Annotated in this window: 19 protein-coding genes; 13 read left to right on the top strand and 6 right to left on the bottom strand. The window is 60.5% G+C overall.

Annotation, left to right across the window (positions count from 1 at the left end):
• Positions 1 to 95: 95 nt before the first annotated feature.
• The 7 genes from ACOI7D_RS19345 (at position 96) to ACOI7D_RS19315 (ending at position 5,569) form a co-directional block, all read left to right on the top strand.
• The gene (locus tag ACOI7D_RS19345) at positions 96 to 782 is read left to right on the top strand and encodes a 3-oxoacid CoA-transferase subunit A (protein WP_023289514.1); all 687 of its coding nucleotides are present in this window, start codon (positions 96 to 98) and stop codon (positions 780 to 782) included.
• Positions 783 to 792: 10 nt separating this feature from the next.
• A complete protein-coding gene (locus ACOI7D_RS19340; RefSeq protein WP_023289515.1) occupies positions 793 to 1,449 on the top strand; it encodes a 3-oxoacid CoA-transferase subunit B in 657 nt (218 codons plus the stop codon).
• A 10-nt stretch (positions 1,450 to 1,459) separates the two neighbouring features.
• Complete coding sequence (gene pcaF, locus ACOI7D_RS19335; RefSeq protein ID WP_023289516.1) at positions 1,460 to 2,662, top strand: 3-oxoadipyl-CoA thiolase; 1,203 nt, start codon at positions 1,460 to 1,462, stop codon at positions 2,660 to 2,662.
• Positions 2,663 to 2,671: 9 nt separating this feature from the next.
• Positions 2,672 to 4,024 (top strand): 3-carboxy-cis,cis-muconate cycloisomerase, encoded by a 1,353-nt coding sequence (locus ACOI7D_RS19330; RefSeq protein WP_101976774.1) that lies wholly within the window; start codon positions 2,672 to 2,674, stop codon positions 4,022 to 4,024.
• Complete coding sequence (gene pcaD, locus ACOI7D_RS19325) at positions 4,014 to 4,781, top strand: 3-oxoadipate enol-lactonase (protein WP_101976775.1); 768 nt, start codon at positions 4,014 to 4,016, stop codon at positions 4,779 to 4,781. The genes ACOI7D_RS19330 and pcaD overlap by 11 nt, the downstream gene beginning before the upstream one ends.
• The gene (pcaC, locus tag ACOI7D_RS19320) at positions 4,771 to 5,160 is read left to right on the top strand and encodes a 4-carboxymuconolactone decarboxylase (protein WP_023289519.1); all 390 of its coding nucleotides are present in this window, start codon (positions 4,771 to 4,773) and stop codon (positions 5,158 to 5,160) included. Before pcaD ends, pcaC begins: the two co-directional genes overlap by 11 nt.
• Positions 5,161 to 5,362: 202 nt before the next feature.
• Entirely contained in the window at positions 5,363 to 5,569 is a 207-nt protein-coding gene (locus tag ACOI7D_RS19315; protein ID WP_044522742.1) for a hypothetical protein, read from the top strand.
• Positions 5,570 to 5,605: 36 nt separating this feature from the next.
• Here ACOI7D_RS19315 and fumA read toward each other — a convergent pair whose 3' ends face one another.
• Positions 5,606 to 7,258, bottom strand: a complete 1,653-nt coding sequence (gene fumA / locus ACOI7D_RS19310; RefSeq protein ID WP_023289520.1) for a class I fumarate hydratase FumA — start codon at positions 7,256 to 7,258, stop codon at positions 5,606 to 5,608.
• Between the two features lie 53 nt (positions 7,259 to 7,311).
• Positions 7,312 to 8,823 carry an anion permease gene (locus tag ACOI7D_RS19305; protein WP_049092623.1) on the bottom strand — a complete coding sequence of 504 codons (1,512 nt, stop codon included), beginning with the start codon at positions 8,821 to 8,823 and terminating at the stop codon, positions 7,312 to 7,314.
• Positions 8,824 to 9,463: 640 nt separating this feature from the next.
• Between ACOI7D_RS19305 and ACOI7D_RS19300 the strand changes: the two genes are divergently transcribed.
• A complete protein-coding gene (locus ACOI7D_RS19300; protein WP_087824886.1) occupies positions 9,464 to 12,241 on the top strand; it encodes a flavocytochrome c in 2,778 nt (925 codons plus the stop codon).
• A gap of 65 nt (positions 12,242 to 12,306) precedes the next feature.
• Positions 12,307 to 13,257: an FAD:protein FMN transferase gene (locus tag ACOI7D_RS19295; RefSeq protein WP_023289523.1), complete on the top strand. Its 951-nt coding sequence runs from the start codon at positions 12,307 to 12,309 to the stop codon at positions 13,255 to 13,257.
• Here ACOI7D_RS19295 and dcuR read toward each other — a convergent pair.
• Together dcuR and ACOI7D_RS19285 are read right to left on the bottom strand one after the other, a co-directional pair.
• Entirely contained in the window at positions 13,238 to 13,957 is a 720-nt protein-coding gene (gene dcuR / locus ACOI7D_RS19290; protein WP_023289524.1) for a two-component system response regulator DcuR, read from the bottom strand. The genes ACOI7D_RS19295 and dcuR overlap by 20 nt on opposite strands.
• Positions 13,954 to 15,570, bottom strand: a complete 1,617-nt coding sequence (locus ACOI7D_RS19285) for a sensor histidine kinase (protein ID WP_023289525.1) — start codon at positions 15,568 to 15,570, stop codon at positions 13,954 to 13,956. The genes dcuR and ACOI7D_RS19285 overlap by 4 nt, the downstream gene beginning before the upstream one ends.
• A gap of 155 nt (positions 15,571 to 15,725) precedes the next feature.
• On the opposite strand from ACOI7D_RS19285, the gene ACOI7D_RS19280 reads away from it, so the two are divergent.
• The 4 genes from ACOI7D_RS19280 (at position 15,726) to ACOI7D_RS19265 (ending at position 20,169) form a co-directional block, all read left to right on the top strand.
• Positions 15,726 to 16,046, top strand: a complete 321-nt coding sequence (locus tag ACOI7D_RS19280; protein ID WP_032428815.1) for a hypothetical protein — start codon at positions 15,726 to 15,728, stop codon at positions 16,044 to 16,046.
• Between the two features lie 199 nt (positions 16,047 to 16,245).
• Positions 16,246 to 17,166 carry an N-acetylmuramic acid 6-phosphate etherase gene (locus ACOI7D_RS19275; protein WP_072421724.1) on the top strand — a complete coding sequence of 307 codons (921 nt, stop codon included), beginning with the start codon at positions 16,246 to 16,248 and terminating at the stop codon, positions 17,164 to 17,166.
• A 308-nt stretch (positions 17,167 to 17,474) separates the two neighbouring features.
• Entirely contained in the window at positions 17,475 to 19,085 is a 1,611-nt protein-coding gene (mqo, locus tag ACOI7D_RS19270; protein WP_244341724.1) for a malate dehydrogenase (quinone), read from the top strand.
• 157 nt (positions 19,086 to 19,242) lie between these two features.
• Positions 19,243 to 20,169, top strand: a complete 927-nt coding sequence (locus tag ACOI7D_RS19265; protein WP_023289529.1) for a LysR substrate-binding domain-containing protein — start codon at positions 19,243 to 19,245, stop codon at positions 20,167 to 20,169.
• On the opposite strand, the gene mdcH is transcribed toward ACOI7D_RS19265, so the two are convergent.
• Together mdcH and ACOI7D_RS19255 are read right to left on the bottom strand one after the other, a co-directional pair.
• Positions 20,159 to 21,061 carry a malonate decarboxylase subunit epsilon gene (mdcH, locus tag ACOI7D_RS19260; RefSeq protein ID WP_109547394.1) on the bottom strand — a complete coding sequence of 301 codons (903 nt, stop codon included), beginning with the start codon at positions 21,059 to 21,061 and terminating at the stop codon, positions 20,159 to 20,161. The two genes, ACOI7D_RS19265 and mdcH, sit on opposite strands and share 11 nt — an antisense overlap.
• Positions 21,061 to 21,678: a malonate decarboxylase holo-ACP synthase gene (locus tag ACOI7D_RS19255; RefSeq protein WP_032452725.1), complete on the bottom strand. Its 618-nt coding sequence runs from the start codon at positions 21,676 to 21,678 to the stop codon at positions 21,061 to 21,063. Before ACOI7D_RS19255 ends, mdcH begins: the two co-directional genes overlap by 1 nt.
• Between the last annotated feature and the right edge of the window lies 1 nt (position 21,679).

Genomic DNA, 21,679 nt, shown 5'->3' with positions numbered 1-21,679 from the left:
TCGATTATCGCCCTTGACCGACATCGTTAAGCGGGTCACATTTTGTGCGAACAACGATTAAAAGTGCGATTACCGCACATCAATGGAGCGACCTGATGATTGATAAAAGCGTATCGACGCTGAGCGAGGCCATCGCCGGGATCCACGACGGGGCGACTATTATGATCGGCGGCTTTGGTCCCGCCGGCCAGCCGACCTTTCTGATTGACGCCCTGATTGACCAGGGCGCCCGCGACCTGACCATCATTAACAACAACGCCGGCAACGGCGAAGTGGGGCTCGCGGCGCTGCTTAAGGCTGGCCGGGTGCGCAAAATGATCTGCTCCTTCCCGCGCCAGGTCGATTCCCAGATTTTCGATGACCTCTATCGCCGCGGCAAAGTGGAGCTGGAGCTGGTGCCGCAGGGCAACCTCGCGGCGCGGATCCAGGCCGCCGGCGCCGGGCTGGGGGCGGTGTTTACCCCCACCGGCTACGGCACGCCGCTGGCGGAAGGCAAGGAGACACGGGAAATCGACGGCCGCCACTATGTGCTGGAGTATCCGATCAAAGCCGATTTCGCGCTGATTAAAGCCCACCAGGGCGACCGCTGGGGCAACCTGGTGTATCGCAAGGCAGCGCGCAACTTTGGCCCGATTATGGCGACGGCGGCGAAAACCACCATCGTTGAAGTCTCGCAGCTGGTGTCGCTGGGCGACCTCGACCCGGAACACATCATCACCCCCGGCATTTTCGTCCAGCGCGTGTTCTCGCTGGAAAACCTGACTGCCGCACAGCGCGCCTGAGGAACCCGAGATGCAAAAACTGACCCGTGACGAAATGGCCCAGCGCGTGGCCCGCGATATCCCCGAAGGCGCTTACGTTAACCTCGGCATTGGCCTGCCGACCCGGATTGCCAACTACCTGCCTGCCGACAAAGAGGTGTTCCTGCACAGCGAGAACGGCCTGCTGGGCATGGGGCCGAAGCCGCAGCCCGGAGAAGAAGATCCCGAGCTGATCAATGCCGGTAAAGAGTACGTCACCCTCCTGCAGGGCGGCTGCTATTTCCACCATGGCGACTCCTTCGCCATGATGCGCGGCGGCCATCTCGATATCTGCGTGCTGGGGGCCTATCAGGTCTCCGCCAGCGGCGATCTCGCCAACTGGAGCACCGGCGCGCCGGACGCCATCCCGGCGGTCGGCGGGGCGATGGATCTGGCCATCGGCGCTCGCCAGGTGTTTGTGATGATGGACCATCTGACCCGCGACGGCGAGTGCAAGCTGGTGGAACAGTGCAGCTACCCGCTGACCGGCGTCGGCTGCGTGAGCCGGATCTATACCGACCTGGCGGTGATCGACATTACCGACCGCGGCCCGGTGGTGCGGGAAATCTTTAACGGTCTCTCTTTTGAAGAGCTGCAGCGCATCACTCCGGTGACGCTGACCTTTGAACAACTGGCGGAAAGCGCGTAAGGAACCTATGATGAATCAGGCATTTATCTGTGATGCGGTGCGTACACCCTTTGGCCGTTTTGGTGGTACCCTGGCGACGATGCGCGCTGACGATCTGGCGGCGCTGCCGCTGAAAGCGCTGCTGGAGCGTAACCCGGGACTGGATCCTTCGCGCATTGACGATGTGATCTTTGGCTGCGCCAACCAGGCCGGGGAAGACAACCGCAACGTGGCGCGGATGGCGCTGCTGCTGGCCGGGCTGCCGGAGAGCGTGCCCGGCAGCACCATCAACCGCCTGTGCGGCTCCAGCCTCGATGCGATCGGCGTCGCGGCGCGGGCGATTAAAAGCGGGGAGACGCAGCTGATGATCGCCGGCGGCGTGGAGAGTATGTCCCGGGCGCCGTTTGTGATGGGTAAAGCGGAGAGCGCCTTTAGCCGCAGCATGCAGATGGAGGATACCACCATCGGCTGGCGCTTTATTAACCCGCAGATGAAAGCCCTGTACGGCGTGCATTCCATGCCGGAGACGGCGGAAAATGTCGCCGATGAGTTTGCCATTTCCCGCGCCGATCAGGATGCGTTCGCCTTACGCAGTCAACTGCGCACCGCCGCGGCCCAGGAGGCTGGGCATTTTGCCGATGAGCTGATCGCCGTCCAGGTGCCGCAGCGTAAAGGAGAGCCGCTGCGGTTTAGTCGCGATGAACACCCGCGCAGCACCTCGCTGGAGGCGCTGGCGAAACTGCGCGGCGTGGTGCGCGCCGACGGCAGTGTCACCGCCGGCAACGCCTCAGGCGTTAACGATGGCGCCTGCGCGCTGCTGCTGGCCAGCGAAACCGCGCTGGCGGCCAACGATCTTCAGCCGCTGGCCCGGGTGGTCGGCGTGGCGACGGCCGGGGTGGCGCCGCGCATTATGGGCTTTGGCCCGGCGCCGGCGGTGCGGAAGGTGCTGGCGCAGACCGGTCTGACGTTAGCCCAGATGGATGTGATCGAGCTGAATGAAGCCTTCGCCGCCCAGGCGCTGGCGGTGACCCGCGATTTGGGCTTACCGGACGATGCCGCCCATGTGAACCCCAACGGCGGGGCGATCGCCCTGGGGCATCCGCTCGGCGCCTCCGGCGGCCGCCTGGCGATGACCGCGGCTTACCAGCTGAAACGGACCGGCGGCCGCTACGCGCTGTGCACCATGTGCATCGGCGTCGGGCAGGGGATCGCCCTGATTATTGAACGTGTTTAAGGAGCCAGAATGAGTTTGTTGACCCCGATGCTGCGCAGCAGTCCGCTCACCGACTGGTTCAGCGACGCGCAGCGGGTGCAGGGCATGCTGGATTTTGAAGCGGCGCTGGCCCAGGCGCAGGCCGCCTGCGGGATGGTGCCGACAGCGGTGGTCGGGCCGATTGTCGCGGCCTGCCGCCACGAGGCGATCGATTTTACCGCCCTGGGCGAGGCGGCTGTGGGGGCGGGTAATCTGGCGATCCCGCTGGTGAAACAGCTGACGGCCCAGGTAAAAGCGCGGGATCCAAACGCCGCGCGCTACGTTCACTGGGGCGCCACCAGTCAGGATGCTATCGACACCGGGCTGGTGCTCCAGCTGCGCGGGGCGCTGGATGCCGCCGAGCAACTGCTTGAGCGACTGTTGGCGGCCCTCGCCGGGCAGGCCGACCGTCATTGCCACAGCGTGATGCCGGGCCGGACCTGGATGCAGCATGCGCTGCCGGTGACCTTTGGTCTGAAGCTGGCGGGCACTCTCGACGCGCTGCTGCGCTGGCAGCAGCGGCTGCGGGAGATGCGTCCGCGTCTGCTGGTGCTGCAGTTCGGCGGCGCCGCGGGGACCCTGGACGCGCTGAAAGCGCAAGGACCGGCGGTTGGCCAGGCGCTGGCGCAGAACCTCGGTCTGTCGCTACCGGATACCCCGTGGCACAGCCAGCGCGATCGGCTGCTGGAGGCAGGCGCCTGGTTCGCTGGCGTCTGCGGCACCCTGGGGAAATTCGCTAACGACTTCTCCCTGCTGATGCAGACCGAAGTGGCGGAGGTGGGCGAGCCGGTAGCGGAAGGGCGCGGCGGCTCGTCGACGATGCCGCATAAGCGCAATCCGGTGGCCTGCGCGGCGATCCTGACCGCCGCCCAGCGCACCCCGGGTCTGATGGCCACCCTCTACGCCTGCCAGATTCAGCAGCACGAGCGGGCGCTGGGCGGCTGGCAGGCGGAGTGGGAGACCCTGCCGGAGCTGATTACCCTGGTGGGCGGGGCGCTGGCGCAAAGCGAGGCGCTGGTGCGCGACATGCAGGTCTTCCCGCAAAAGATGCGCGCCGACCTCGATATCACCCACGGGCTGATCATGGCTGAGGCGGTGACCCTGGCGCTGGCGGAATGCATCGGCAAAGCTGAGGCGCACCATCATATTGAGGCGCTGTGCCGTCAGGCGCTGGACCGCCACTGCCCGCTGGTCGATCTGCTCGCGGCAGACCCGCAGGTTAGTCAGTATCTCTCCCGCGAACGCTTAACCACGCTGCTGGACCCGGCAACGGCGACCGGCAGCGCCGAACGCTTTGTGCGCCAGGTGCTGGCGCGTTATCAGGAGCAACATGATGAATCTTGATTATCAACTCGACGGACCGGAAGGTGCGCCGGTTATCGTTCTCTCCAACTCGCTGGGTACCACCCGGGCGATGTGGCAGCCGCAGACAGAGGCGTTAACCGCCCATTTCCGGGTGCTGCGCTACGACACCCACGGCCACGGTAAAACGACGAAAAATGGCAAAGTGACCCTCGCCCAGCTGGGAGAAGATGTGATTGCGCTGCTCGATCATCTGAATATCGACCGCGCCTGGTTCTGCGGGATCTCGATGGGCGGTCTGACCGGTCTGTGGCTGGGCCGCTTTGCGCCAGAGCGTTTTTATGGTCTGGCCGTCGCGAACACCGCGGCGCGCATCGGCGATCAGACCAGCTGGCTGTCGCGGGCGCGGGCGGTACGCCAGGAGGGAATGGCGGTGGTGGCCGCCGGGGCGGCGGATCGCTGGTTCACCCACGCGTTTCGCCAGCAGGCGCCGGAGGTGGTGGAGGCCCTGTGTCACCAGCTGACCCATACCGACGCCGAAGGCTATGCCGCCTGCTGTGAGGCGCTGGCCGCCGCCGACCTGCGGGGCGAAGTAGGGCAGATCCCGCTGCCGACGTTAATCATCGCCGGGGAAAGTGACCCTGTCACCACGGTCGGTGACGCTAATTTCCTGCAGCAGCAGATCCCCGCCTCCCAGGTGGTAGTTCTGCCGGCATCGCATCTGTCAAACATTGAGGCGGCGAAAAGCTTTACTTCAGCGCTGCTGAGCTTTTTCCAGGGAGAACGCCATGGAGGATAAACAGCGCTATCAGGACGGGTTGGCGGTGCGGCGCAAAGTACTGGGCGACGCCCACGTCGACCGTACGCTGCAGCATCTGACGCCGTTGAACGAAGAGTTTCAGGACTTTATCACCCGCTACGCCTGGGGTGAGACCTGGACCCGTCCGGGGCTCGACCACCACACCCGCAGTATGATCACCATTGCCATGCTGATTGCTCTCAATCGCGAGGCGGAGCTGAAGATGCATCTGCGCGCGTCGTTTAACAACGGGGTGACCCGCGATGAGCTGAAAGAGTTGATCATGCACTCTGCGCTGTACTGCGGACTGCCGGCGGCCAATGCCACGATGCATCTGGCGCAGCAGGTGTTTGACGACATTGACGCCGCGCAGGGTTGAGTCGTCGTCCAGGTCGGATTGCCCGGCAGTCGTTGTCGGCCGGGTAAGGAACAGACGCCACCTGTGCCCCCGTCTTCCGGGAACGTCTCAGCGATGTTGAGGTCGCCAGCACCGGCAGTTTCAGTCGCGCAAGTGGGTTAATTAACTGCTGGCTGCACGGCCCCTGTAGGCCGGGTAAGGCGTACGCCGCCACCCGGCGGAAATGCCGCTACGTTATCCCTTATTTCTCACCCTCCTGCGGCGCGACGGCTGGGGCATCGTCCCGGTCGACCCGAGGGTCAGCATCAACCCGGGAAAGGGAATTATTGTTATTTTTCAGCATTCAAGGGACGACTTGTCGTTGAGCATAGCCGGGCAGGAAGTGAATTCAAGCTGGCGCGGCGCGGGCATAAAAAAAGCCGTCACCTGAACGGCGACGGCCTGCTGTTAGCGCCAGAGGGGGGCGTTAGCCGTGCTGTTTACAGCCGGCGCACTGCTTGTTCTGGATCTGCTGGAAGAAATCGTTGCCTTTATCATCGACGAGAATAAACGCCGGGAAATCTTCCACTTCGATTTTCCAGATCGCCTCCATCCCCAGTTCCGGATACGCCACGCACTCAAGGCTCTTGATGCTCTGTTGCGCCAGCACCGCCGCCGGGCCGCCGATGCTGCCGAGGTAGAAGCCGCCGTGTTTGTGGCAGGCGTCGGTGACCTGCTGGCTGCGGTTGCCTTTCGCCAGCATCACCATGCTCGCGCCATGGGACTGCAGCAGATCGACGTAAGAGTCCATGCGGCCTGCGGTGGTCGGGCCGAGGGAGCCGGAGGCGTAACCGGCAGGCGTTTTGGCCGGGCCGGCGTAGTAGATCGGGTGATCTTTCACGTACTGCGGCAGTTCCTCGCCATTATCGATAAGCTCTTTCAGCTTGGCGTGGGCGATATCGCGAGCGACGATAATAGTGCCGTTGAGACTCAGGCGGGTGGAAACCGGATGGGCGGACAGTTGTGCCAGGATCTCGCTCATCGGCTGATTCAGGTTGATGCTGACCACCTTGCCTTCGCCCTGCTGACGCAGATGTTCAGGGATATATTTTCCTGGATTGCTCTCCAGTTTCTCAATCCAGATACCGTCGCGGTTGATTTTGGCTTTGATGTTGCGGTCGGCGGAGCAGGAGACGCCCATGCCGATCGGACAGGAGGCGCCGTGGCGCGGCAGGCGGATCACCCGGATATCGTGGGCGAAATATTTGCCGCCGAACTGCGCGCCGAGGCCGAGGTTTTGCGCTTCCTGCAGCAGTTCCTGCTCAAGCTGCACATCGCGGAACGCCTGACCGTGCTCGTTGCCTTCAGTTGGCAGACCGTCGTAGTAGCGGGTGGAGGCCAGCTTGACGGTTTTCAGCGTCGCTTCCGCCGAGGTGCCGCCGATGACAAAGGCGATATGGTACGGCGGGCAGGCCGCCGTGCCGAGGGTACGCATCTTCTCCACCAGATAGTTTTTCAGCTTCGCCGGGGTGATCAGCGCTTTGGTTTCCTGATAGAGATAGGTTTTATTGGCGGAACCGCCGCCTTTCGCCATGCACAGGAATTTATATTCGTCGCCGTCGACGCTGTAGAGATCGATCTGCGCCGGCAGGTTGGTGCCGGTGTTGACCTCTTTATACATATCCAGCGGGGCGTTCTGCGAGTAACGCAGGTTATCTTCGGTATAGGTGTTGTACACGCCCTGCGCCAGGGCGGCTTCGTCGCCGCCGCCGGTCCAGACGCGCTGGCCTTTTTTACCCATGATGATGGCGGTGCCGGTGTCCTGACAGGTGGGCAGGACGCCTTTGGCGGCGATTTCCGAGTTGCGCAGGAACTGCAGGGCGACATATTTATCGTTATCGCTGGCCTCCGGGTCGAGCAGAATCGAAGCGACCTGCTGCTGATGGGAGACGCGCAGCATAAAGGCGGCGTCGTGGAAGGCCTGCTGCGCCAGCAGGGTCAGCGCCTGCGGTTCCACTTTCAGCACTTCCTGGCCGTCAAATTCGGCGACGGAGACGTGCGCTTTGCTGAGCAGATAGTATTCGGTATCGTCGTGCGCCAGCGGGAACGGATCCTGATAAACAAACGGTTTAGTCGACATAATCACTTACTCCATAAAGATAAAACCGCCGGGGTGGTCCCGGCGGTTATGAATCAGAACATCATGGACATCCACGGATAGCCAATCAGCAGCAGGGCGGCCAGGAAGATGGCGCCAAAGATGGTGCCGAGGCGCCAGTAATCTTTGGTCGGCAGATAGCCGCTGCCGTAGTAGATCGGGCTTGGGCCGGTACCGTACGGGGTGATGATCCCCATCACGCCCAGCGAGGTCACCATCAGCAGAACGAACACTTCCATATTCATCCCCGGGATGGTGGCGGCGATGGTCAGCATGGCCGGCAGCAGCGCGGTAGTGTGCGCGGTGGTGCTGGCAAACAGATAGTGCAGCAGGTAGAACGCCAGCAGCAGGACGATGGTCGCCATCCCCGGGGAGATACCGCTCATCAGCGCGCCGCCCTCTTTACCCAGCCAGGCGATAAAGCCGGTAGAGGAGAGGCCGTCGGCCAGCGCCACCAGGGTGGCGAACCAGACAAAGGTGTTCCACGCCGCTTTGTTGTTGGTGATATCGCTCCAGGAGAGCACGCCGGTCCACAGCATCAGCACGATAACCAGCAGGGCGGCCAGAGCCGGTTCAATCCAGTCGGCGGCGAAGATCCACATCATCAGCGCGAAGCAGACGAACACCAGCAGCAGGATCTCATTGCGCGACAGTTTGCCCAGTTTTTCCAGTTCACGAGCGGCCCACAGCGGCACTTCGTTATTGACTTTCACTTCCGGCGGGTAGAACCAGTAGGCCAGCAGCGGCATGGTCAGGATCAGCAGTACGCCAAGCGGCAGGAAGGCGATGAACCAGGTGCCCCAGGAAATGTTGATACCGACAATGCTTTTTACCAGCGCCAGCGCCAGCAGGTTCGGCGCCAGTGCCGACAGGAACATCGAGCTGGTGATACAGGCGGCAGTGATCGCTACCCACATCAGATAGGAACCGATTTTACGCGCGCTCGGATCGTTCGGTTTTGAACCGTACAGCGGCGGTAGGTTGGCGATAATCGGGTAGATGGTGCCCCCGCTGCGCGCGGTATTCGACGGCGTAAACGGCGCCAGCAGCAGATCCGCGAAGGTGATGGCGTAGCCCAGCGTCAGGCTGCGACGGCCGAGATATTTCACCAGAATCAGCGCCAGGCGGCGGCCGAACTGGGTTTTATCGTAGCCGGCGGCGAACATAAAGGCGCCGAAGATAAGCCACACGGTGGAGTTGCCGAAGCCGCTCACCGCCCACTTAAAGGAGGCGCCGGCCATTTTGAAGCCAGGTGCGGCCATCTGTTCCGGGCTGAACAGCAGCCACTGACTGCACAGGGCGATGACCACCACGCCGGTGATGCCGATAACGGCGCCAGGCAGTGGTTCAAAAATCAACCCGACGATCACCCCGACGAAGATAGCGAAGTAGTGCCAGGCGTACGGCGGCAGGCCGTCCGGGACCGGGACGAAGAGTAACAGCACGGCAACGATAATCGGCAGCGCCATCATCAGGAGACGTTTTTTATTCGCAGTCGTTGGATTGACTGCACCGGCAGGCGGTATGGTTGTCTTTTTCTCTTTCATAATGAGTATCTGCAAGTTGTTGAAAATAACGTTTACGCCAGCGATGCGCTCAGTGGTTTCTTTAATTACAAAAGTTTCTTTAGTTTTTATTTTGCGTTTCTGAGTATCGTTGGGGCGATTATTTAACGCGATTTGATGGGCGTTAAATTAAATTTATTGGTTATTTATATATTGCGCTTTCAATGGCCGTTGCAATTGATCAAGATCAAGAAAAGCAGGTGATTTCACTATTTTTTTATTATCAGTATAACCCTATGTGATGAGGTGTTATTTTGGCGAAAATATCGGTAAATGTTAAAATAAAAATAAGCAATTAATGCTAATTTTTCCATGTGTTTCGTAAGTTGCTGAATAATAGCTGTAATGTGCGCGAGTTTGGTCGTTGTGAATGTTAACGTAAGTATCTGAAATGTTATCGTTCATTTGTATTATGTAAATGCTATTTATTATTTTAATAATACAATAGAGGTAGCGATGTTATTGCTGGGGTTAAATAGTTTTATAACTAACGTAATTGATTTAGTAACTAAAAAACCCGTTATATTATTGGCATGACAACAGGAATTAAAAAACCACAACCATTAATGATTCCGTCACCCCATTCTGAATTTTTAATATTTTAAAATCTGGAGCGTAACTTATGACCAGTAACGAACGAATTCTGCAGCCATTTACTTTACCAAATGGTACGGAGCTGAAAAACCGTTTGCTCATGGCGCCGATGACCACCTGCACCGGTTATTTCGATGGGACTGTCACCAGCGAGCTGGTGGAGTACTATCGCGCTCGCGCCGGCAGCATCGGCACCATTATTGTCGAGTGCTGCTTTATTGATGACTACGGCCTGGCCTTCCCGGGTGCTATCGGTATCGATAACGATGAAAAAATCGCCGGCCTGGCGAAAATCGCCGAAGCGATTAAAGGGAAAGGTTCGAAAGCGATTCTGCAGATCTATCACGGCGGCCGCATGGTCGACCCGCAGCTGATCGGCGGTCGCCAGCCGGTGGCGCCGAGCGCTATCGCCGCCCCGCGTGAGGGCGCCGCGATGCCGCGGGCGCTGAGCGGAGACGAAGTGGAAGGCATGATCGCCAAGTTTGGCGATGGGGTCCGTCGCGCTATCCTCGCCGGTTTCGACGGAGTCGAAATTCACGGGGCTAACACCTATCTCATTCAGCAGTTCTATTCGCCGAACTCCAACCAGCGCGACGATGAGTGGGGCGGTAGCCGCGACAATCGTGCTCGTTTCCCGCTGGCGGTGCTCGACATCACCCATAAAATGGCCCGCCAGTACGCTGACGATGCCTTTATCATCGGTTACCGCTTCTCGCCGGAAGAGATGGAGGTCCCGGGGATCCGCTTCGACGACACCATGTATCTGCTGGAAAAACTGGCCGCTCGCGGCGTCGATTATCTGCACTTCTCGGTGGGCGCGACTCTGCGTCCCTCTATCGTTGATACCTGCGACCCAACGCCGCTGATTGAGAAATACTGCGCCATGCGCTCTGACACTCTGGCTCAGGTGCCGGTGATGGGCGTCGGCGGGGTGGTTAACGTCGCCGATGCCGAGCTGGGCCTCGATCACGGCTATGACCTGATCGCCGTGGGCCGCGCCTGCATCGCCTATCCGGACTGGGCGGCTCGTATCGCCGCGGGTGAAGAGCTGGAGCTGTTTATCGACAGCACCCAGCGCGAGGCGCTGCACATTCCGGAACCGCTGTGGCGCTTCTCGCTGGTGGAAGCGATGATCCGCGACATGAGCATGGGCGACGCCAAATTTAAGCCGGGGATGTTTGTTGAAACCGTTCAGGATGACGCCAATGAGCTGGTGATCAACGTCAGCCTCGAAAATGACCATATCGCCGATATCGAACTGGCGGCGAGCCCGGTGCAGACCGTGGAGTTCACCACCAGCTTCGAAGAGATCCGCGAACGTATTCTGACCGCCAATACCCCGCACGTGGACGCTATTTCCGGGGCCACCAGCCAGAGCGAGGCGGTGAAAAAAGCGGTCGCCAAAGCGATGCTGAAATCGAGCAAAGCGCTGGCGGCGGAAGAGGGCGGCAATGACGCCGCGCCGAAAAGCTATGATGTGGTGGTGGTCGGCAGCGGCGGCGCCGGTCTGGCGGCCGCCATTCAGGCTCACGACGAAGGCGCCAGCGTGCTGATCGTCGAGAAAATGCCGACCATTGGCGGGAACACCATCAAGGCTTCCGCCGGGATGAACGCGGCGGAGACCCGCTTCCAGCGCGTGAAAGGCATTCAGGACAGCAAAGAGCTGTTCTATCAGGAAACCCTGAAAGGCGGGCACAATAAAAACAACCCGCAGCTGCTGCGCCGCTTCGTGGAGAATGCCCCGCAAGCCATTGAATGGCTGGCTGACCGCGGCATTATGCTCAACGATATCACCACCACCGGCGGGATGAGCATTGACCGCACCCACCGTCCGCGCGACGGGTCAGCGGTCGGCGGCTATCTGATTAGCGGCCTGGTGCGCAACATCACCAAACGCGGCATCGACGTCCTGCTGGATACCTCGGTGGAGGAGATCCTGATGAGCGGCGATGAAGTCAGCGGCGTGCGTCTGATCAACGACGAAAACGAGATCATTGAAGTCCAGACCAAAAGCATTGTGGTGGCCACCGGCGGCTTCAGCGCCAACAGCGCGATGGTGGTGAAGTATCGTCCTGACCTCGAAGGGTTCGTCACCACCAACCACAAAGGGGCCACCGGGAGCGGTATCGCGCTGCTGGAACGTATCGGCGCCGACACGGTGGATATGGGCGAAATTCAAATTCACCCGACCGTTGAACAGCAGACCTCCTATCTGATTTCCGAGTCGATTCGCGGCGGTGGGGCGATCCTCGTCAACCAGCAGGGTAACCGCTTCTTCAACGAAATGGAGACCCGCGATAAAGTCTCCGCGGCGATTATCGCCCTGCCGGAACACTATGCGTACATCGTCTTTGACGAACATGTGCGGGCGAAAAACAAAGCCGCCGATGAGTACATCGCCAAAGGCTTCGTCACCAGCGCCAGCTCGCCGCGTGAACTGGCGGAGAAACTGGGGATGGATTACCATGCCTTCCTCGCCACCCTCGAGTGCTACAACGGGGCGGTGGAAAAACAGCATGATGAACAGTTTGGCCGTACCACCGCGCTGCGCGCGCCGATTAACGAAGGTCCGTTCCACGCCATTCGTATCGCCCCGGGGGTGCACCACACCATGGGCGGCGTGACCATTAACACCGATGGCGAAGTGCTGAACGTTGCCCGGCAGCCGATCCGCGGCGCCTACGCCGCCGGTGAGGTGGTTGGCGGGATCCACGGCGGCAACCGTATCGGGGGTAACGCGGTGGCGGATATCATCATCTTCGGCACCCTCGCGGGCCACCAGGCGGCGAAACGCGCCAGAGGATAACACGCCATTGTTGATGCCGGGCCGGCGCTGTCGCCGCCCGGCTTACCCCTACTAAGGAGAGCCCGATGTCTGATAACCGCGTCTATAGCTACTCCGCCGTTCTGATGGGTTCTCCCATCCTGCTCAAACTCTGCTCCCATGATGAGGCGCTGGCCTCCCGCGTATTTCAGTTAATCAAGCGCTACGAAGATCTGCTTACCGTTAACCGCGCCGAGTCCCAGGTGATGGATATCAACCACGCCGCCGGACGTCACCCGGTGACCGTCAGCCGCCCGGTCTTTCAGCTCATTCAGTGCGCCAAAGCCGCCAGCATGGTGCGCGACAGCGCCTTTAACCTCGCGATTGGGCCGCTGGTGAAGCTGTGGCGGATTGGCTTTCAGGGACACAGCGTGCCTGACGCCGGCGAAATCAGGGCCCGGCTGGCGCTGACCCGCCCGCAGGAGGTGATCCTTGATGAGGCAACCTGCAGCGTGTTTCTTCAGCAGCCGGGGATGGAGCTGGATCTTGGGGCGATCGCCAAAGGCTATATCGCTGACCGGGTGCGTGATTATCTGCGTCAGCAGCAGGTGGAAAGGGCGCTGATCAACCTCGGCGGCAATGTGCATACCCTCGGCGAATGGGCTATTGGCCTGAAAAAACCGTTTGCCGATGCGCAGGCGCTGATCGGCTCCCTGACGGTCAACGGACAGTCGGTAGTCACCTCGGGCACCTACGAACGTTATTTCGAGCAGGACGGCAAGCGCTGGCACCATATTCTCGACCCGCGCAGCGGTTACCCGCTGGACAACGAACTCGACAGCGTCACGGTGATTTCCAGCGATTCTTTAGACGGCGATATCTGGACCACGCTGCTGTTCGGCCTCGGCGTCGAGAAAGGCTGCGCAGCGTTGCGTCAGCGGCAGGATATCGACGCGATTTTCGTCACCAAAAATCGCGACATTATACTGTCATCGCCGCAGCGCTTGCGCTTTGCGTCGCTGGACAGCGGCTACCGCGTTACTGACTGTACTGCTTAAGCAAACTGTACTGTTCGGCCACCAGGCGGTAGCGATAGACCGGCCGCCCGGTGGCGCCGTAGTGGATAGTGGTATAGAGAATATTGATCTGCGCCAGCCAGATCAGATACTTGCGGCAGGAAACACGGGAGATATTCACCGCCGCCGCCAGCTCATCGGTAGAGAATTCAACGTCCGGGTGAGCGTCAATCCACTGGCACAGGGTGCGCAGGGTTTGCGCGGTGAGCCCCTTGGGCAGCTTGCGCGCGTCGCTGGCCTCCGGCGCGCCGCCGTGCAGCAGGCGGTCAACGTCGGCCTGCTCGTAATAGGGTTGGCCGGTTATCAGCTTGCGCTTCTCCCGCCAGGTGGTGAGCGCCTCTTCAAAACGGGGAAACTGGAAAGGTTTAATCAGGTAATCGACCACTCCGTAATGCATGGCGGTCTGCACCGTGGCGGCATCCGCCGCCGAGGTGATCATGATGACATCGATGGCGCGCCCCGATTTACGGATAGTCGGCAGCAGATCGAGCCCACTGTCCTGCTGCATATAGACATCCAGCAGCACCAGATCGATCTCCAGCTGCGGATCGTTAATCATCTCCCGGGCTTGACTGAGCGTCGAGGCGCTCCCGCTGCAACGAAAGCCGGGAACCCTTGCCACGTACAGGCGATTCAGTTCGGCCACCATGGCATCATCGTCAACAATCAACACATTTATCACGCACGTTTCCTTTTACTATCCCAGGGGAGATGAACAAAAAATTGGGTAAATACGCCGGGTTCCGACTCGACGGCGAGGGTGCCGCCCAGCTCGCGTAATTGCTGGTTGGCGAGAAACAGCCCGACGCCGCGATTCTCGCCTTTGGTGGAGAAGCCTTTGTTAAAGATAGCGTCGATGTTGTTTTCCGGGATCCCCGGCCCGTCGTCGCTCACTTCACCGCTTAGCCAGCCGTCCTGATAGTGCAGCAGCAGGCCGATTTCGCCCTCCGCCTGACCGCTCATGGCGTCCAGCGCGTTCTCGATAAGGTTGCCCAGCACCGTCACCAGCACGGTGACCTGCTTCTCATTCGGGCAATCCGGCACCAGGCTCTCTTCCGCCAGCTTAAGGGTAAAGCCGCACTCGGTGGCGCGCTGCATTTTACTTATCAGAAAGCCGGCCACCACCGGGGATTTAATGCGGTGCTGAATATCGCCGATGTCCGCCTGGTAGCGGTGGGCGGTCTGCAGCACGTACTCCTCGAGTTTGCCATAGCTTTTCATATTCAGCAGGCCGAGGATCACGTGCAGTTTGTTCATAAACTCATGTGAGGTGGTGCGCAGGGCATCCACATAGCTCATCATGCCGTCCAGCCGCTGCAGCAGCTGGCTGACTTCGGTCTTATCGCGGAAGGTACAGATGGCGCCGACCACCGCCTCCTGGCTGCGGATAGGCACCGTGTTGCTGATGAGCAACAGGCCATTGCACCCCAGCTCGCGGTCGTACATCGGCTCGCCGCTGTGCAAAACCGTCTGCAGGTCGGCGAGCAGCGGGGTATGCGCGAGGGTCTTGTCCGGCCCGGAAAAGAGAATCTCGCGCGCCGCCGGGTTGATCAGGTTAACCTCACCATGGGCATCGACCGCCACCACCCCCTCCTTGAGGGCGTGAAGCATGGCCTGACGCTGCTGAAACTGAGTGGAGATTTCGTGCGGCTCCAGCCCCAGCAGGACGCGCTTCAGGCCGCGCACCAGGCTCCAGGTGCCGATGGCGCAGACCAGCGCGCTGAACAGGATGGTCAGCAGCACGTCCCAGCGGCTGTTGGCGATCTGCTCGTCCACTTTACTCAGCGAAATGCCGACCACCACCACGCCAATCTGCTGATGCTGGTCGTTGAACACCGGGGTAAACACTCGCAGCGCCGGGGCCAGCACCCCGTGGTTAATGGCCACGTTCTCTTTTCCCTGCAGCGTCGGCTGGATATCGTGGCCGATGAAGGGTTTGCCAATAATTGAGCTGTCCGGATGCGAATAGCGAATACCGTGCATATCGGTGACGATAGCGTACAGCAGGTCGTTGCGCCGGGTGATGGCCTGCGCCAGCGGCTGAATAATCTGCTGCTGCGGCGGCGCCGCCAGTCCGCGCTTCACCTGCGGCATATCAGCCATGGTACGCGCCACCGCCAGCGCGGTCTCTTTCAGGCCGTCGCGGGTGGCATTGCTGATCTGCATATACCACAGGGCATAGACCAGCAGCAGCACGGCGCCGATCACGCTGCCAATCATCAAGGAGACGGCGGTGCTCAGCTTTAGCGGTAAGGCGCGTTGACGAACGCGAGGCGGGTGCTCTGATGCCTTCATGACGATCCCGGATAGATTCAGTGAACGATTATTATCGCTGATAGCGCGGCATTCATAAAGCCGTGTAATCAAAGCAAAAGGCCGCTTTTGCTACGGTAGCCTCGGCCCGTCCACGATAAACTGTCGCTTTTCGCCACAGGCTTAAGGCAGACATGATGGAACTGGCATCTCTGGTCCGGGATATCCTCCGGCAACAGCACGTTGAACGACTGACGCAGCATCGTGAACAGGACCGTGAAGCGGAAGCAGAGTGGGAGATCGCGCGCTGGCGGCATCGCAGCGGGGTGGTGATCCAGCACCGCTACGAGCTCGAGCTTCCGCAACAGGATGCCGCCTCCTGCCCGGAGTGCTGGATCGACTGGCAGGTTATCGATAGCGCCGGCCTGGAGGTGAAGCCAATGCGCAAACAATTTTATAACCTCTGTCAGCAATCCTTCTGGCTGGCCATGCAGGCGGAAGGTGAAGATAAGACCTGATACAGGATTGCTCAGATAATCGGCAATTGCCCGTGAACGGGCGATCGGGACGGTAAACTGTGACCCCGACGGCGGTAAAGCGCGGAAGATTCCCCTTATAGTGGCGACAGAGGTTAAATAGTCCTGATGAATATAAGGATATGCATCAGGCCGCTGATTTCGCCGAGATGCGCTTTTTCTGTCGTAAATGGAGGTTGTTATGAGCAGTTCGCTAACCGCGTCAATGCAGGCACGTCGTCACCCGGATACCACCCACATCGATCGCCTCGCCACCGCCGACATGCTGGCGATGCTGCATCAGGATGATAAGCAGATATCGGAGGCGGTCGGCGCCTGTCTGCCGGATATCGCCCGGTTGATTGATATCGCCACCGCGACAATGAGCCGGGGAGGGCGTCTGGTCATTATCGGCGCCGGGGAATCAGGCCGCACGGCAGTCCAGGCGGTCAGCGACTACTCTCCGGAAGGCAAACATGCGCTGGTGGGGCTAATTGCCGGTGGCCAGACGGCGGCGATGGCCGAGCGGGAGACGGCGGCGAATAATTACGATCTTGGCGCCTTCGAGCTGCAGTCGCTGGACTTTTCCAGCCACGATATGCTGCTGGCGCTGACCGTTAGCGGCAAGACCCCGTGGGTCTGGGGGGCGATGCGCCACGCCTGGTCGCTGGGGGCCCCGATCGCGGTGGTGACCCAGCAGGCGGCCAGCGAGGCGGCGCAGCTGGCGGATATTGTTATTGCTCCTCAGACCGGGCCGGAAGCGGTGGCGGGTTTGACCAATCCGAAGGCCCGGCTGGCCCAGCGGCAGATCCTTAACATGGTGTCGACGGGCCTCGCTATCCGTGACGGCCGGGTGTACAGCAACCTGCGGGTGGATCTGCAGGCTGACACTCCGCACTGGGCGGAGCGGCAGGTGGCGATTGTCATGGCGGCCACCGACTGCACGCGCAGCGAAGCAAAAGCCGCGCTGACCAACTGCCACCACCATTGCCGCACCGCGATCCTGATGCTGCTCAGCGGGCTGGACGCCTGGCACGCGCGGGAGCTGCTGACCAAACATCACGATCATCTGCGTCTTGCCCTGCGCGAAGCCCAGCGCAGCGCTGTCACTCCCGCCCATTAAGCCTGTCGCCAGGCGCGCACCAACGGTGTGCGCGTCTGGACTTTATTAACTAAAGAAATCCCTCTTTTCTATTTTCCCCGGCAATCGCGCTGAATTTTCAGCCATAATTTTACGGCGACTTTTATTTTTTTGCGTCGTTCTGATTTTTTAAGTTAAATAATTATTTGATTAAAAATGCGAGAGTGTAAATGATATTTTAAAATAAAGTAAAAGTGCGTTAATATGCTGCCTCTTATTACCGTGTGCTACGTGATAATTCTATTATGCCTGCAATGAAAAAAACGATTATTTCCTTTACCGCATTAGCGATGTTCGTCAGCGCGGCGACGCATGCTGAAGCGGATACCTCTAAAAAAACTGACTTCCTGCTGATTGGCGGCGGGATCATGAGCGCCTCGCTTGGCACCTGGCTGCAGGCGCTGCAGCCGGACTGGGACCTGACGATGGTGGAGAAACTGGACGGCGTGGCCCTGGAATCTTCCAACGGCTGGAATAACGCCGGTACCGGTCACTCGGCGAATATGGAGTTGAACTATACGCCGGAGCGGGCCGACGGATCGATTGACGTCAGCAAAGCGCTGGATATTAACGAACAGTTTATGATCTCCCGTCAGTTCTGGTCGGCACAGGTGAAGCGCGGTATTTTGCACGATCCGCACTCCTTTATTAATTCCACGCCGCATATGAGTTTCGTCTGGGGCGATAATGTCGACTATCTACAGAAACGTTATACCGCGCTGCAGCAGACCACCTTATTCCAGGGGATGAAATTCTCCACCGACCACGCGCAAATTAAACAGTGGGCGCCGCTGGTGATGGAAGGCCGCGATCCGCAGCAGAAAGTCGCTGCCACCTGGACGCCGGTAGGTACCGACGTTAACTATGGCGAAATCACCCGGCAGCTGATCGGCAGCCTGAAGAAAAACAGCCATTTCACCCTGCAAACCTCCTCTGAGGTCACCGATTTCAAACGCAATGCCGATAACTCCTGGCACGTGACCATTAAGAACGTGCAGAGCGGGGAAGCGCAGACTATTGACGCGAAATACGTCTTTATCGGCGCCGGCGGCGGCGCGCTGAAGCTGCTGCAGAAAACCGCTATTCCGGAAGCGGACAACTATGCTGGCTTCCCGGTGGGCGGTTCGTTCCTGATGACCGAGAACCCGGCGGTCACCGCGCAGCACCTCGAGAAAGTGTATGGCCAGGCTTCGGTCGGCGCGCCGCCGATGTCGGTACCGCACCTTGACGCCCGCTACCTGGATGGCAAGCGCGTGGTGCTGTTTGGGCCGTTCGCCACCTTCTCGACCAAGTTCCTGAAAAACGGTTCCTTCTTCGACCTGTTGAGCACCACCACCACTGACAACGTGCTGCCGATGACCCACGTCGGACTCGATAACTTCGACCTGGTGAAATATCTCGTCAGCCAGGTGATGCTCAGCGATGATGACCGCTTCGCCGCGCTGAAAGAGTACTACCCGGACGCGCGTAAAGAGGACTGGAAGCTGATCCAGGCCGGCCAGCGCGTGCAGATCATTAAGAAAGACGCAGAGAAGGGCGGCGTGCTGAAACTGGGCACCGAAGTGGTGGTCGATCAGCAGAAAACCATTTCCGCGCTGCTCGGCGCGTCGCCGGGGGCTTCCACCGCCGCGCCGATCACCCTCAATGTGCTCAAGCAGATGTTCCCGACGCAGTTTAACTCGCCGGAGTGGCAGACCCGTATCCACCAGATCGTGCCGAGCTACGGTCAGAAGCTGAACGGTAACGTGGCGCTGACCCAGCAGGTTTGGGATGATACCGCCGCGACCCTGCAGCTGACGAAACCGCCGGTGATCCAGATGCCAGCGGCTGCGCCCACCGCGACCGCGAAGCCGGCGGAGCCGCAGCGCGACGCCTCGCCGCAGCACGATATGGCGCTGTAAAAGCAAACTCGATAGAGAACAAAAGGGAAGACCACGGTCTTCCCTTTTTTGCGTTCCTTGCCGGCCTAAGCCGCTCTCTGCCTGCAACTTTGCCGTCATAAACGATATACTGATTTGAATTGAAAAAAGAAAAGCAAATCAGGAGTGTGGAAGGGCTATGCAAGACGATATCAACCAGGAGATCACCTTCCGCAAGCTGTCGGTCTTTATGATGTTTATGGCGAAGGGCAATATCGCCAGAACCGCCGAAGCGATGAAGCTTAGCAGCGTCAGCGTTCACCGCGCGCTGCATACCCTGGAAGAGGGGGTGGGCTGCCCGCTGTTTGTCCATAAAGGGCGCAATCTGCTGCCGCTGCAGGCGGCGTGGACGCTGCTGGAATATTGTCAGGATGTGATGAGTCTGATGAGCCGCGGCCTTGAGGCGACGCGCAAAGTCGCCGGCGTCGGCCAGGGGCGGCTGCGCATCGGCACCCTCTATTCCCTGACCCTGGAAACCGTCCCGCGCATTATCATGGGTATGAAGCTGCGTCGCCCGGAGCTGGAGCTGGATTTGACCATGGGCTCTAACCAGATGCTGCTGGATATGCTGGAAGACGACGCCCTCGACGCTATCCTGATCGCCACCAATGAAGGGGAGTTCAACAATACCGCTTTCGACGTGGTGCCGCTGTTTGAGGACGATATCTTTCTCGCCGCCCCGGCGACGGCGCAGCTGGATAGCACACAGCTTGCTGACCTGCGCGATTACGCCGACCGGAAATTCGTCTCGCTGGCGGAGGGGTTCGCCACCTATGCCGGGTTCCGGGAAGCGTTTCATATCGCTGGCTTCGAGCCGACGATCGTCACCCGGGTGAATGACATCTTTTCGATGATTAGCCTGGTGCAGGCGGGCGTCGGGTTTGCGCTGCTGCCGGGGCGGATGAAAAAAGTCTATGAAAAAGATGTACAGCTGTTAAAGCTGGCGGAACCGTACCAGATGCGCCAGCTGATCTCGATTGTCTATTCACACCATCGCGAACGCGATGCCGACCTGCTGGCGCTGGCGGCGGAAGGGAGAATGTACGCCCGGAGCCTTAATCGCTAAGCCGCTGCGCCAGATGGCGGGCGACATCCACGCCGCTGCGTTCCAGCGAAAGGGTCTCTCCGCGCCAGCCCGCCTGGCGGGTCAGGCAGGTCAATACCCCGCCGGGGGGCATCTCAATGGCTAAGCGCGCGTCGCGCTCATCGGCGGCGATCATCGCCTCCTGCCAGTGGACGGTGCGCGCCATGTTCATCGCCAGATCGTCGGCGATCCGCTGCGGATCCCACAGCACGCGCGCCGTCGAGCCGCTTAAATAGGCGCACTGCGGGCGCGTTAAGGTCACGTCGGCAAAGGCTGTTGCCAGCGCGGCGGCGGGTTTATCCAGCAGCGCGCAGTGCGACGGAACGCTGACCGCCAGCTGCTGCGCCTTACTGGCGCCCGCCTGCAGCGCCAGCTGCGCCACCTCGGCCATGGCTTCATCGCGTCCGGCGATCACGATCTGCGTTTCGGCGTTCAGGTTGGCAAGATAGACCTCGTGACCCTCCATCAGCGCCTCAACCCGCGGGCGGGTCAGGCCCATGATCGCCGTCAGCCCGTAACCTTCGGGATAGGCCTGCTCCATAAGATCGCCGCGCAGGGCCACCAGGCGCAGCGCGCTGGCGAAATCGAGCGCGCCGGCAATCACCGCTGCGGGAAAGGCGCCGATGGACAGGCCGCTGACCATCTGCGGATTGACGCCCTGGCGCTGTAGCTCGCGCGCCCAGGCTACCCCGGCGATCAGCAGGCAGAGCTGGACCGCACGGGTATGTTTTAGCGATCCGGCGCTATCGAGGGCCTCGACTTCATCCCCCAGCACGGCGCGCGCCTGGCTGAGGATCGCTTCGCGGTCGGGGATAGCCGCCAGCATGCCGGGACGCTGGGCACCCTGTCCGGGAAAAGTAAACAAAATCTTCATCATTCCTCCCTGCGCCACGGCGCAGCGGTTAAGCGCGCGCCGCGGGACGTTTTCAGCAGCGCTCGCCCATCGCGGAGCCACTCATTGAGGGCGAAGGCGCCGTATGGCGTTTCGACCTGGGTATCGGCGCGGCACGGGAGCTGGGCCACCCGGGACTGCCATTCCAGCAGCGCCTCGCGGGCCAGCGGCTGCGGGGCGCGGATCAGGAGATCCAGATCGCTTGCCGCATGGAGTACCGGGATTTCGGTCGCCAGCGCGTAGCCGGTGCTGCCGGTGACGCCCCAGCGCCAGGGCCAGTCGCCCAGCGTCAGGGCGATGGCCGCCTGGACCGGCGGCTGCGAAACAAAAGGGGAGCCCAGCAGGCGCTCGCGCTCCACCAGCATCTCCGGGGTGACGCTGCGCACGATATTGTGCGCCTGTACCCAGCCGGCGGCGCGCTGTTCGCGTTTCATGCCCCGCACCCCAACCGGGATGCGGGCCTGACCGTCAACATCGCGCCTCACCACCACCGGCAGCGCGGCTCGCCACTGCTGAGCCACCCACGGCTCGACAACATCTTCCAGGGCGCTGGCGTGGTTTAACCACACTAAATCGTGGGGACGCGGTGTTGATGACATG

Source organism: Klebsiella sp. C360 (assembly GCF_048822415.1).
Lineage (GTDB): Bacteria > Pseudomonadota > Gammaproteobacteria > Enterobacterales > Enterobacteriaceae > Klebsiella > Klebsiella quasipneumoniae.
This window is presented reverse-complemented; position numbering and strand designations above follow the sequence as displayed.